The sequence below is a fragment of the Shewanella sp. HL-SH4 genome, from assembly GCF_051164845.1.
In the GTDB taxonomy this organism is placed as follows: Bacteria; Pseudomonadota; Gammaproteobacteria; order Enterobacterales; family Shewanellaceae; genus Shewanella; species Shewanella glacialimarina.
Window position 1 is genome coordinate 4,194,098 of record NZ_CP195037.1, and the last position, 12,416, is coordinate 4,206,513.

At 38.5% G+C, this 12,416-nt stretch carries 11 protein-coding genes; 4 read left to right on the forward strand and 7 right to left on the reverse strand.

The window, feature by feature from the left end; all coding sequences use genetic code 11:
• Nucleotides 1-99: 99 nt before the first annotated feature.
• A complete protein-coding gene (locus ACRWQL_RS19420) occupies nt 100-1,716 on the reverse strand; it encodes a methyl-accepting chemotaxis protein (RefSeq protein WP_434951702.1) in 1,617 nt (538 codons plus the stop codon).
• Nucleotides 1,717-2,030: 314 nt separating this feature from the next.
• Entirely contained in the window at nt 2,031-3,725 is a 1,695-nt protein-coding gene (gene ggt / locus ACRWQL_RS19425; protein WP_434953437.1) for a gamma-glutamyltransferase, read from the reverse strand.
• Between the two features lie 159 nt (nt 3,726-3,884).
• Here ggt and ACRWQL_RS19430 point away from each other — a divergent pair, with 159 nt between their 5' ends.
• The gene (locus ACRWQL_RS19430) at nt 3,885-5,048 is read left to right on the forward strand and encodes a GNAT family N-acetyltransferase (RefSeq protein ID WP_434951704.1); all 1,164 of its coding nucleotides are present in this window, start codon (nt 3,885-3,887) and stop codon (nt 5,046-5,048) included.
• Nucleotides 5,049-5,053: 5 nt separating this feature from the next.
• Here the strand turns inward: ACRWQL_RS19430 and ACRWQL_RS19435 are convergent, their stop codons facing one another.
• From ACRWQL_RS19435 to ACRWQL_RS19445, 3 genes are all read right to left on the reverse strand, one after another.
• Nucleotides 5,054-5,671, reverse strand: coding sequence for a LysE family translocator (locus ACRWQL_RS19435; protein ID WP_434951706.1), 618 nt, complete (start codon nt 5,669-5,671; stop codon nt 5,054-5,056).
• 102 nt (nt 5,672-5,773) lie between these two features.
• Nucleotides 5,774-6,814 (reverse strand): 4-hydroxyphenylpyruvate dioxygenase, encoded by a 1,041-nt coding sequence (hppD, locus tag ACRWQL_RS19440; protein ID WP_434951708.1) that lies wholly within the window; start codon nt 6,812-6,814, stop codon nt 5,774-5,776.
• Between the two features lie 80 nt (nt 6,815-6,894).
• Nucleotides 6,895-8,055: a homogentisate 1,2-dioxygenase gene (locus tag ACRWQL_RS19445; protein WP_434931827.1), complete on the reverse strand. Its 1,161-nt coding sequence runs from the start codon at nt 8,053-8,055 to the stop codon at nt 6,895-6,897.
• Between the two features lie 234 nt (nt 8,056-8,289).
• Between ACRWQL_RS19445 and ACRWQL_RS19450 the strand changes: the two genes are divergently transcribed.
• Both ACRWQL_RS19450 and ACRWQL_RS19455 read left to right on the forward strand, forming a co-directional pair.
• Nucleotides 8,290-9,219 carry a LysR family transcriptional regulator gene (locus ACRWQL_RS19450; protein ID WP_434951710.1) on the forward strand — a complete coding sequence of 310 codons (930 nt, stop codon included), beginning with the start codon at nt 8,290-8,292 and terminating at the stop codon, nt 9,217-9,219.
• A gap of 109 nt (nt 9,220-9,328) precedes the next feature.
• Entirely contained in the window at nt 9,329-10,084 is a 756-nt protein-coding gene (locus ACRWQL_RS19455; protein WP_434951712.1) for a TIGR00266 family protein, read from the forward strand.
• Between the two features lie 156 nt (nt 10,085-10,240).
• Here ACRWQL_RS19455 and ACRWQL_RS19460 read toward each other — a convergent pair whose 3' ends face one another.
• Entirely contained in the window at nt 10,241-10,708 is a 468-nt protein-coding gene (locus ACRWQL_RS19460) for an EVE domain-containing protein (protein WP_434951714.1), read from the reverse strand.
• Nucleotides 10,709-10,864: 156 nt separating this feature from the next.
• On the opposite strand from ACRWQL_RS19460, the gene ACRWQL_RS19465 reads away from it, so the two are divergent.
• The gene (locus tag ACRWQL_RS19465) at nt 10,865-11,620 is read left to right on the forward strand and encodes a substrate-binding periplasmic protein (RefSeq protein ID WP_434951716.1); all 756 of its coding nucleotides are present in this window, start codon (nt 10,865-10,867) and stop codon (nt 11,618-11,620) included.
• Between the two features lie 12 nt (nt 11,621-11,632).
• Here the strand turns inward: ACRWQL_RS19465 and ACRWQL_RS19470 are convergent, their stop codons facing one another.
• Nucleotides 11,633-12,046: a YccF domain-containing protein gene (locus ACRWQL_RS19470; RefSeq protein WP_434926203.1), complete on the reverse strand. Its 414-nt coding sequence runs from the start codon at nt 12,044-12,046 to the stop codon at nt 11,633-11,635.
• Between the last annotated feature and the right edge of the window lie 370 nt (nt 12,047-12,416).

Sequence of the window (12,416 nt, forward strand, 5' to 3'; positions counted from 1 at the left end):
TCCTTTCTCATCACTCATCATACCCATCGGGTTTATTTTTATATTGCTCTATTTATATAGCTAACATTCACGTAACTAACCAATTTTTAAGCGAATTATTTACACTTTAAATTGGTTTGTTATGATTTGGAGCTGTTTACTGACATTTTGGATATCAAAACTGATCCCGCCCATGTCTTCGGTAGTGGTTTTGACTTTCTGAGCGTTTTGCTGAATATCGGCAACATATTGCTGGATCAACACTGAGGTATTGTGTTGCTCCTCTGTTGCGGCGGCAATCTGTTCATTTACAACACTAATTGCACTGACTTTTTCAGTAATACTTGTCAAGGTTTTGCCGGCAAGCATAGTTGACTCAACTCCTTCGTCGGCTGTTTCAACACCATGCTGCATAGCCTGAACCGCTTTTTTAGAAGAGGTTCTTAATTCTTGCAGTACTTGTTGAATTTCTTGCGTTGACGCCTGTGTTCTAGAAGCAAGGGTTCTTACTTCATCTGCCACAACGGCAAAGCCCCGTCCTTGTTCTCCTGCTCTAGCAGCCTCAATAGCAGCGTTTAGCGCAAGAAGATTTGTTTGATCAGCAATACCCCTGATCGTATCTAAAATAGAATTAACATTATTGGTGAAAGCATCTAATTGGTTGACTAAAGTGGCTGTGGTTCTAACTTCTTCCGCTAGCCTTTTAATGGTAGACACTGCTGTATTAACCACTTGAGTACCTTTAGTGGCTTCTTTATTTGCGTTGTCTGCCTCGCTAGCCGCGTTTGCAGCATATTCAGCAATATGAGTCACACTGATAAACATCTCACCCATTGCTTGGGAAATTAGTTCAATAGCAGCGGTTTGTTCTTTGACTGTAAGCTCACTGACTTTACTGCCGTTTAATAATGTTTGTGATACAGCACTTAAGCTTTCTGTTGTTTGTTTAGTGTCTGCTATTGAAGATTGAAGTTTAGAGACGAATTGATTAAACCAATAGACTAAATCGGCTATTTCATCTTTGCCATCATATTGAATACGCGAGCGTAAATCACCTTCACCTTCAGAAATATTACGTAATGAATTAGTGACATTAGAAAGGGTAGTAATAATTGAACTATTAACTAATAAGCCAAGAATCACCATTAATATGGTAGCGACAATACCTATCATTAAGACTGAGGTTTGTGCACTGTTCGCATCTGTGATGGTAGACTCGATACTGTTGGTAAATTGCGATTCAAAATCGGCTTGATTAGTTTTGAAATTCTTAACTAGATTTTGGTATCTTGCAGCATTGTCAGCCGCTTGAGTTTTTATTGCGTTAAAATCGATATCGTCGGCTAAAAAAGCCATCACCAGTGTTTTAGCATTTTGATGATAAGTAGTGATATCACTTTTTAATCGCTGCATATCACTTGATTCACTTGGTAATAATTGACCAATTTCATCTAAGTTTTTTATGATGGTTTTCACCATGGCGTCAACCGTTTGTAGGTTTTCTTCTTCGCCAGTCGTCACCGCAGATTGGATAATTTGTTCCAATTGGATTAACAGTCCGTCATTGACTGTCGCTAAGCTTAGCACTGGGTAGAGCCTGTTCTGTAAATTACTTAAACGATCAGTGTTGCTTGTGGTTGTGACACTGTTGATAGCGATTGAAATAATAAATGAAGCTAAAGCAACAAAAGTGAGTATTGCTATACGGTGTTTAATTTTCAGGCTAGATAGCTTCATGGCAACCCTTTTGTAGTAATTGTTTCAATTCAGTTACTTATTTTAACACATGCCATACGTATAGGCATATATTGATTATATAGATCTGTCTATCGGCAGTAAGATTGATTAGCTTTAGTTATTGTTTCATTAAAGTTTTGTTAGAAAGTGTGTGGGATAATCTTTGAGAGATAAGTAAAAGTAACATTAGTAGGTTAACTATAGTGTATAAAAAATAATAAGCCCAAGCTATGGCGTTACGTTTTATGTTAAGTGTATTAAAAACATTCAGAAGATGTAAGTTTGAGCATCTTCTGAATGGCGAGTATTGATTTTTAGTAGCCTACGGCAGCAGAACCAGCTCTGCGGGGATCTGACGACCCATATTTACCTTGTTCCGTGACCATTATTGACTGGGTACTCCCAATAGATTGTTGAATTTTTACCTGATGGCCTTTTGCTTCTAGCAGTGAAATAGTGTCTTGATTCAAGCTACGTTCCACCCATAAAAAGTCAGGTAACCATTGATGATGCACACGAGCTGCTGCACTTGCTTCTGCAATGTTGAGTTGATGATCAATCACATTCATAATGATTTGCAGGGTGATATTTATAATTCTAGAACCACCGGGGCTACCGGTAACAATAAAAGGTTTACCGTCTTTCATTACAATTGTTGGACTCATTGAGCTCAGTGGACGCTTATTACCTTTTACAGAATTTGCTTCGCCTCCAATCAGTCCGTAACCGTTTGGCACGCCAGCTTTGACGGAGAAATCATCCATTTCATTATTGAGTAATATTCCAGTTCCTGATGCCACCAGCCCAGATCCATAACTAAAATTCAAAGTATAGGTATTAGATACAGCATTACCCCATTTATCGACTACAGAATAATGTGTCGTTTGCGGGCTTTCATATCCACCAACTTTCCCGGGCAGAATTTCACTGCTAGGGGTCGTTTTGTTTAGGGCTATTTTACTGGCAATCGTATGAGCATAATCTTTACTGATTAAATGACTTGTCGGTACTTTAACGAAATCAGGATCGCCTAAAAACTCACTGCGATCGGCATAGGCATATTTCATTGTTTCAGTCATAACATGGATTGTTTGTGCGGTGTTGTGACCAAATTTGTCTATGGGGAATTGCTCTAATACGTTGAGCATTTCAATAATATGAATTCCGCCAGAAGAGGGTGCTGGCATTGAAATAACTTCATAACCTCGATATGTACCTCGAACCGGTTCACGTTCGACTGCTTTATAATGGGCTAAGTCGGCTAATGTCATTACACCACCAGCTTGCTGAACAGCGTTGACTATTTTTTCTGCAGTTTCACCTTGATAAAAACCTTTACTACCCAATTTAGACACTAAGGTGAGTGAATGTGCTAACTCTGGTTGATATAATATATGGCCGACATCAAAATTACTGCCATCAGCTTGATAAAAGATAGCTTTTGAGCTTGGCCATTGGCTAATACGGCTGCGTGTTCCTGCCAAAGAATTGGCTAAATCTGATGTGATAATAATGCCATCTTTTGCCAGTTTAATTGCTGGTTTTAACACCTGTTCAAGTGACATTGTCCCGTATTGCTTTAAAGCTAACTCCATTCCCATAACGGTACCAGGCACTCCGACAGCTAAACCGTGTTCACGACTTAATTTATCAACCGCGTTACCTTTTTCATCTAGAAAGATATCTTTGTGGGCTTTACTGGGAGCCGTTTCACGGTAATCAATCGCAATGGTTTTATTATCTTCGGCAAGATGAACTAGCATAAAGCCTCCACCTCCAATATTTCCTGCTCGAGGTAGTGTTACTGCTAATGCAAAGCCAACGGCAACAGCGGCATCTACAGCATTACCACCTTGTTTGAGAATTTCTACACCAATTTGACTTGCTATGGCTTCCTGGCTAGCCACCATACCGTGTTTAGCAAAAATAGGTTGTGCGGTAGCCATTTCACTGAATATTGCGTCATCATTCGCCCATGTATAGGTTGAATGCAACGCAGCTGATGACATGCTAATACCAATCAAAGTAGATAATAACAGTGGAGTGAATTTTATTGTTAGGGACACGAATAATCCTTAGATAATTACCAGAATGATCTGACTGTGCCATAGCTGTCATTAAATTGGTATGCTATATAAGTAAATTGATTAAATAATAAGGGCTATACATTGCCATCTGCGTATACATTTTCACATGTTTCGAGTATTGAAGAGATTGGTCAAGATAGATGGACCCAATGTTTTGGTGAGTCTAACCCCTTTATACGGTATGCATTTTTACAACAGCTAGAAGGTTCGGCTTGTATTGGGGATGGAACAGGCTGGCAAACGAATCACCTTGTTATTTCTGACAAGTTAACCGCAGAAATAGCTGCAATCGTGCCTTTGTATCTGAAAACACATTCATGGGGAGAGTATGTTTTTGATTGGGCCTGGGCTGAGGCTTATGGGCGTAATCAATTAGAATATTACCCTAAGCTAGTGACTAGTGTGCCTTTTATTCCAGCTTCTGGACAAAGAATAGGGTTTCACTTAGGTATAACCGAAGATGTTAAACAAAGCCTGTTACTGAGTTTGTGTGAGTATTTGCGCGATATAATGGCTCAACAAGACTACTCTTCATGGCACGGTTTGTTTATTAGCGAACAAGAGCAAGCTTTATGGCCTAAAGATGCTGCCATAACACGGGTAGGGACTCAATTTCACTGGCGTAATAAAAATTACACTGATTTTAGTGATTTTTTAGCGTCTATGACATCAAGAAAACGTAAAAATATCAGTAAAGAAAGACAGCTAGTTGCCAATTATCAATTAAGTTTTCGCTTTGTTGTTGGTGCTGAAGCATCGCTTGAACAGTGGCAGCATTTTATTAAATGTTATCAAATGACCTATCAAAAGCGTTCAGGCCATCAAGGATATTTAACAGCAGCTTTCTTTCTAGGGCTGCAACAAACTATGGGGGAGGCGATTCGATTATTGATTGTCACCGATGTGAATGGCCAAATGATCGCATCTGCGTTATTTTTTGTATCTGATACGCATTTATATGGCCGATACTGGGGCACATTAACTGAACTTGATGGTTTACATTTTGAAAGCTGCTATTACCAAGGGATTGACTATGCAATAGCTCATAATCTCTCAATATTTGATGCTGGAGCCCAAGGTGAGCATAAAGTATCGAGAGGGTTTGAGCCTAGGTTAACGTATTCAAAACACATTATTATTCACCCAGCATTTAATGATGCTATTAGTCATTATTGCCAGCAAGAACGTGAACAAATGAATTTATACATGGTACAAGTTGCACAACAATTACCGTTTAAAAACTAATACAATTATCCTAAAGCCAACCAGATACCTACAAGTATCATTAAACTGCCGGCGATACGATTCATCCAACGAATGTTATCACCGCGGGATAAAAATAATCGTAAACTTTTACCACCACTGGCATAAGCCAACATAGATGCTGATTCTGTTACTATTATAATACCCAATAAGACAACTAATTGAGTTGCCACTGGCTTATCTACATTAATAAATGGCGGTAGCAGCGAAATCATAAATGCCCAACCTTTTGGATTGGCAATGGCGGTAATAAAGCCCTGACTGATCAAACTTAACCGACGAGTGTTCGTTGGTTGGCCATCAACAACAGCCATTTTCCCTTTCGAGCGCCACATATTGACACCGATGTAGACAAGATAAGCCCCACCTAACCATTTTAATATTTCAAATATCTGTGGGTAGTTAAGCATGATGCTAGCAACTCCTAGTACAGCGGATATTGCCACAATCGCTACACCAACGAGTTCACCTATCATCATCCACAAGGTACGTCTTACGCCGATGCTCATACCTAGGGTCATTGCCAAGGTCATACACATGCCTGGAGTGATAGATACAAAGAAGAACGTCGGGATAAAAACCGCAAGTACTGCGTAATCAGGCATATAAAATATTCTTAGTGACAAAATTAATTCGATTATAATGCTTAGATAAACAAAAACCAGCACTCGGCTGGTTTTGTTTAGTTTGAATCAGCTAAATAAACGTTACAGTACGCCACGTTTAATTTGATCACGCTCTATAGATTCAAATAACGCTTTGAAATTACCTTCACCAAAACCTAAGTTATTTTTACGTTGAATGATTTCGATAAAAATAGGACCGAATAAATTCTTAGTGAAAATTTGTAATAAATAACCGTCTTCATCACCGTCGATCAAGATCTGATGATGCTTGATTTTTTCTCTGTCTTCAGTAACCTGTGGCAATTTATCAAAAATGGTTTCATAGTACTCAGGAATGATATCTAAGGTTTTGATTGCAGTTCCTTCCATTGCATCTAATGAGGCCACAATATCACGGCTTCTAAAGGCTAAATGCTGCACGCCAGGACCATTGTATTCACCTAAATATTCATCAATTTGGTTTTTATCGTTGCCTTTCCCTTCATTGATTGGAATACAGAAGCTACCATCGGGTGAGCGTAATGCATAGGATACTAACGCGGTTTGTGACCCTTTAATGTCAAAATAGCGCACTTCGGTAAAACCAAAAATATCTTTGTAAAAGTTTGCCCACTTCTCCATCGTGCCTTTGTAGACATTATTAGTTAAGTGGTCAACCTCCATAAAGCCTTTTTCAGGTGTATTGATTGGCTCATCTAAATCAACGAAATCAGTCGCATAAATATTATTATCAGCGCCGAAGGTTTCGATAAAATAAATTAAGCTGTCACCAATACCGTAAATAGCTGGATATGGCATATCTTTTTCAGCTTCTGCCGCAGCTTTTGCGCCACGTTCTACCGCAAGTTTGAACGCTAATTCTGCATCTTCAACACGCCAACCCATTGAACAAATTGCCGGTCCGTGTGATTTAGCAAACTCTGCTGAGAATCCTGCACGGCTTTTATTTAATAGAAAATTAATGTCATTTTGCTTGTAGTAGGTAATGTCATGATTTTTTGCTTTTTTCAACATAGAAAAACCAAAATCAATAAATACTTGATGCATAAACTCAGTGTCTGGGCTGGCAAATTCAGTAAACTCTATGCCTAAAAGTCCCAGTGGGTTTTGTTCGCTTGCCATGTTGTTATTCCTCGTTATATTCAACTCAGCATCACGTTAAAAGTGATGCAGTTAGAAGGTATTTTCTATCGATTTATGGTTTAGTCTTCTAACCAAGAGCGGTTGTAGTCTTCACTCATGCAATTTTTTACATGTGAAGTAAGATTCAGTGGGGCGAAAGTATCTACCATCACCGCATATTCATAGGTTTCTTTTTTACCAATTGACGCTTCTGTTCGTCCTGGTTGTGGCCCATGTGGCACACCTTTTTGATGTAAGGTCATGTAACCCGCTTCAATACCGGTGCGGCTCATAAAATCACCGTCGACATAATATAAAACTTCATCGCTATCAATGTTGTTATGGTAATAAGGTGCAGGGATTGACTTAGGATGGAAATCATATGGGCGCGGCACAAAGTTACATACGACAAAATTGTGCGCAGTAAACACTAAATGGTCAGATGGAGGTAAATGAATTTTACCTACCTTAGGTGCATATTCAGCAATATTGAACGCCCAAGGGTAAACACAGCCATCCCAGCCGACTAAATCAAATGGATGCCATTCGAGTGTCATTTGTTGATACTTGTCACCAAATTTACATATTAATTGAAACTCACCTTTTTCAACGATCGCATCTGCAAGTTCTGGGGTACGTAAGTCCCGCTCACAATAGGGAGCAGACTCTAATAATTGGCCGTACTCATTGCGAAAATGTTTAGGTACTTCAACCATTGAAAACGATTCAATGACAAACAAACGAACATTGCTGTAATCATTAAAAGTTAATTGATAAGTGGTGCCGCGGGGGATAACCAGGTAATCCCACTTTTTAACGTCAATAACACCATATTCACTTAACAGCTGTCCTTCACCTTCATGAACAAACACAATTTCATCCGCATAAGCATTACGATAGAACTCGTTTGTGCTGTGGGTTACCTTAGCGGTATAAAGGGCAACATCGCTGTTATAGAAAATTTTATTGCGGCTGCTGAAAAAATTACCGTCACAATCTGCTTTACGCGAATCCAGTTTGTAGTTTTGAATTAATGAGTCTTGCCATTCTTGACCATGTTCAACCGCGTATGGCACCACATTAATCGCCTTAGTCGGCATATTATGGTGATATTTATTAGAATAAATATTTGAAAAACCATGGGTTGAAAAAAGCTCTTCACGGTAAAGTTCGCCATTTTCTTTTTCAAATGCGATATGACGCTTTGTGGGGATTTCACCTTGTTTTACATAAAATGGCATATCAGCTTCCTTAACCGGGTATTTACAGCACTTAGTTTGTTCATCTAGCTCATTTTATCAATGAGTAGTGTGACCTCTGCCGCATAGATAGATTCAATTTAGTTGCTTAGATGAACAAAAAAAAGAATAATAAACAGCTAGACTCCATCTGTTTTTTAGATTGTATTGTTATCGGTACATTTCTGGCAGCTAATCGATACAAAAGCACAAATTTACCTCACAAAGGAGTGATAAATGCGCATAGATGTTGATGCATTTAAGGTTTTACAAGTATTAGTCGAAGAGGGAAGTTTCGCTAAAGCATCTGAGCGTTTACATAAAGCGCAATCTGCGGTGAGTTACCAAGTCAAAAAGTTAGAGCAACATTTGGGGGTAAGTTTATTTAATCGCGATCAATACCGTGCAGAGCTAACCCCTGAAGGCCGAGTTATTTTGGCTGAGGGGCAACGTTTATTGCAACATTTGGCCAATATTGAGCATCTTGCTAGCCGTTTTAGTGAAGGCTGGGAGCCCAAACTTGAACTGGTGATCGACGGGGCGTTGCCGATGGAACCTATCATGACGGCGCTCAAACGTATGGCTGAACATAAAGTACCGACTAAAATTCAACTAAATATGGAATTTTTAGGCGGTGTGCAGCATAGGTTTGAGCGAGATGGCGCCGATTTAATGTTAGTAAAAGACTATTTGACAGGGCCAAACTATCATCCTAAAGCCTTACCCACTATTACCAGTGTACTTGTTGCTAGTTGCCATCACCCCTTAGTTAAGCAAAGTCAGATAAGTTTAACTGAGCTACAACAGCATGTGGAATTGACCATTGAAGATTCGTCCCCACAGCGTTTAGTGCGTGATGAAATGCAATTTGGTGGCGACAAGGTGTTTTATCTATCAGGGTTTATCATGAAAAAAAATGCTTTACTGAAAGGCCTTGGCTTTGGTTGGATGCCAGCATTTTTGATCCATGAAGAGTTAAATTCAGGCGAATTAAAATCGGTCGATTTTGTTGGCGGTAATACATTCAGCTTTACGCCTCAATTAGTGTCAACCTTAGAAAGACCATTAGGGCGAGCAGGGCAACTATTTACCGAGTTGATTTTAGATGAGTTTACTCGTTTTGAATTGCACACTTCCAAAGAGATTAATACCACAGGGCTTGGATAATATTGTCTATAAACGATTAATGTGCCAACAGAGATTTGATAGAGTCGGTCATTACTTTTATGCTAAATTCATTGAGAATGAGATTAACTAACAGTCCAAGGAGTGACAAATGACCAAGCGATGCCACGAAGTAGATTATGAAATTATCGGCTCAAGTATGCAATTAGTTGAGGTGGAGCTCGATCCACATGAAACTGTGATAGCAGAAGCGGGCGCGATGAATTACATGGAACAAGATATCACTTTTGAGGCTAAAATGGGCGACGGCTCTGAACCTGAGTCTGGATTTTTCGGTAAGTTACTTGGCGCTGGTAAGCGGGCGTTTTCCGGTGAAAGTATTTTCATGACTCACTTTACTAATGGTGGGCACAGTAAGCGTAAAGTCGCTTTTGCAGCTCCTTATCCAGGTAGTGTTTTAGCGGTCGATTTATCTCAGCATAATGGTGAGCTTATCTGTCAAAAAGACAGTTTTTTAGCTGCAGCACTGGGCACAAACGTTACCATGAAATTTAATCGTCGTTTAGGAGCAGGTTTTTTCGGCGGGGAAGGTTTCATATTACAAAGTTTGAAAGGTGATGGTATGGTATTCATTCATGCAGGTGGCACCTTAATTAGAAAAGAGCTTCACGGAGAGTCATTGAGAGTTGATACTGGATGTATAGTCGCGTTTTCTCCTGGAATTGATTACGACATTCAACGAGCTGGTTCGCTTAAGTCTATGGTATTTGGCGGTGAAGGGTTGTTTTTAGCTACCCTACAGGGGCACGGAACCGTTTGGCTACAATCGTTACCATTCTCTCGTATGGCTGATCGTATTATTGCCCATGCACCTACTACAGGTGGTACATCAAAAGGTGAAGATTAATAAGCTATTATTTAATCAATTTTATAGTGTTTAAAAATATCAATTATCCAAGATTATTCGTAAATTCAAGTAAGAATGCTTACTCAATATCAGGTAAGCATTTTGATTTTTATAAAGGTAAAACTTTATGAGTAATAATCTGAATATATTTACTCTTCAAGCCCTACTACAAAGTGATAATATGTATTTGAATTCAGACCCTTTGACTGGTTGAACACTTAATCTTGCACCTTTTGCCACTAACACCATATCAGCTAATTCCATGTCAGCTTTAAGTTGTTTCAGGCTTATCTGATTAACAAACTTCTCAATAAATGATATTTCAACCTCAACCCAGCGAGGTTTCAAAGGATCAGATTTAGGATCAAAATACGGTGATGAGCTATCAAAAGCACTTAGATCAGGCCGTGAAGATTGGCTTACTTGAGCGAGTCCTACAATTGCAGGCTCTTTGCAGCTTGAATGATAAAAGAGCACTAAATCATTGACGCGTACTTGATCTCGTAGGAAATTCCTGGCTTGATAATTTCTAATCCCTTGCCAAGCTGATTTTTGTCCACTGCACCTTTTTAAGTCATCTATACTGAAGTCATCAGGTTCAGACTTCATTAACCAATATTTCATAAATTTCACCAAGACGTTATGTTGTACTACTATTACTAAAGTTAGTTCTTATAATCGCGCAGTATGTAGGGCATTTTTTATGGTAGCTTTTACTACAGGTATCAACAAGATTCTGTTATGTAACGTTATCTCAAAGTATACATTTTTGGAGATGATATGATGGTGACCTTAGCTAATAGAATGACACAACTGTGGTTACATCTGTTTCTTACTTCAGTATTATCAAGCACTGCGATATCAGATACCCTTGAGCTATCTACATTAGAATGGCCACCATTTAGTGGAGCTGAGTTGACTGAAAAAGGTATTGCTACCCGTATAGTTAAACATGCTATTGCTTATGACAACCATCAATTAAAAGTCACAGTTGTTCCTTGGGTTCGTGCTATTAGAATGGTAAAAACTGAGGCTAAAATAGGCTATTTCCCTGAATACATTAATGCCACAAATGAGTTTGTTTTTTCTCAATCTTTAGGCGAAAGTCCGATAGGTTTATTGGAGCTTAAAAATAACCCGATTATGTGGAATACAATCACTGATTTAAATAAATATGTATTAGGCGTGGTAAAAGGGTATGTAAACACAGACGAGATAGACACTATGATTGCTAATGGTGATCAAAAATACGAAGAGGCCATGAATGAAAAGCAGAATATATTAAAATTAGCAGCCGGACGTATTGATACAATTATAATCGATTTAAATGTTTATCAATACTTAAAAAGTGATCCAAAAATTGAAAAAATATCACATCTACTGCAAATCAATAATAAAATCCTTGACTCTAAGAGCTTGCATGTTGCATTAGCAAATAATAAAGAGGGTGAAAGGTGGCTTAAAATAATTAACGATGGCTTATCAAGATTTGAACCTCAAATAATGCTGGATGCTTATTTACAAGAAAAAAAATAAGCATCCCTAATGTTAATACTGTTCGTTTGGTACCACAGTTTGGCCGATAGGGGTTAGGCTTAATAATGCCAGTTTAAGATGCTGAATGCCAAATGGAATACCAATAATCGTCACAAAACACGCTAGTGCATGAGCTAAATGACCTATCGCTAACCAAATTCCAAAAAACACAAACCAAACAATATTACCGATTAATCCTATGGTACCAGTTCCTAGATCTTCAACACCCGTTAAGTGTTTTCGGTTGACACTTTGCTGGCCGAATGGCCAAAATGCCATCTCACCAATGACGAAACAAGCCCGTCCAAAGGGAATACCAATAATACTAATAAAACATAGTAGCCCCGCAAGCCACCAGGCTAGACCCATTATAAATCCACCTAAAATAAACCATGCAATATTAAAAACTAGTCTAAAAATAGCCATATCTTTTTCCTTTTACAACTGAAATAGGAGATTAATATTGATAACTAAGCAGGGAATGTGCCAAGGTTTAAAGTATTGATCTAAATGGTTAAATTGATTTTTATTTGGATGAAGTAAACTAAGAATTGAGATTTAGACTAAAAATGAGTGATTTTAACCAATTTTAGTTACAATGACCCTAATCAATTTTAATGGTGTTATAAATGCTAAGTCATAGTCCAACAGATACAATTAATTTTGCAGGAAGACAAATATTCGTCAAGCGCGATGATAAATTACACCCTGATTTTAGTGGTAATAAAGCCCGAAAATTTTATCATTTCCTTATCAATGACTTTCCTAAAGTGACACGAATAGTGGGATCGGGCTC

What these genes read in the sequence shown, in the direction of transcription:
- ACRWQL_RS19455 (WP_434951712.1), top strand. Translation starts at nt 9,329, where the DNA reads ATGACCAAGCGATGCCACGAAGTAGATTATGAAATTATCGGCTCAAGT.
- ACRWQL_RS19420 (WP_434951702.1), bottom strand. Translation starts at nt 1,716, where the DNA reads ATGAAGCTATCTAGCCTGAAAATTAAACACCGTATAGCAATACTCACT.
- ACRWQL_RS19445 (WP_434931827.1), bottom strand. Translation starts at nt 8,055, where the DNA reads ATGCCATTTTATGTAAAACAAGGTGAAATCCCCACAAAGCGTCATATC.
- ACRWQL_RS19450 (WP_434951710.1), top strand. Translation starts at nt 8,290, where the DNA reads ATGCGCATAGATGTTGATGCATTTAAGGTTTTACAAGTATTAGTCGAA.
- ACRWQL_RS19435 (WP_434951706.1), bottom strand. Translation starts at nt 5,671, where the DNA reads ATGCCTGATTACGCAGTACTTGCGGTTTTTATCCCGACGTTCTTCTTT.
- ACRWQL_RS19460 (WP_434951714.1), bottom strand. Translation starts at nt 10,708, where the DNA reads ATGAAATATTGGTTAATGAAGTCTGAACCTGATGACTTCAGTATAGAT.
- ACRWQL_RS19465 (WP_434951716.1), top strand. Translation starts at nt 10,865, where the DNA reads ATGATGGTGACCTTAGCTAATAGAATGACACAACTGTGGTTACATCTG.
- ggt (WP_434953437.1), bottom strand. Translation starts at nt 3,725, where the DNA reads ATGTCATCAGCTGCGTTGCATTCAACCTATACATGGGCGAATGATGAC.
- hppD (WP_434951708.1), bottom strand. Translation starts at nt 6,814, where the DNA reads ATGGCAAGCGAACAAAACCCACTGGGACTTTTAGGCATAGAGTTTACT.
- ACRWQL_RS19470 (WP_434926203.1), bottom strand. Translation starts at nt 12,046, where the DNA reads ATGGCTATTTTTAGACTAGTTTTTAATATTGCATGGTTTATTTTAGGT.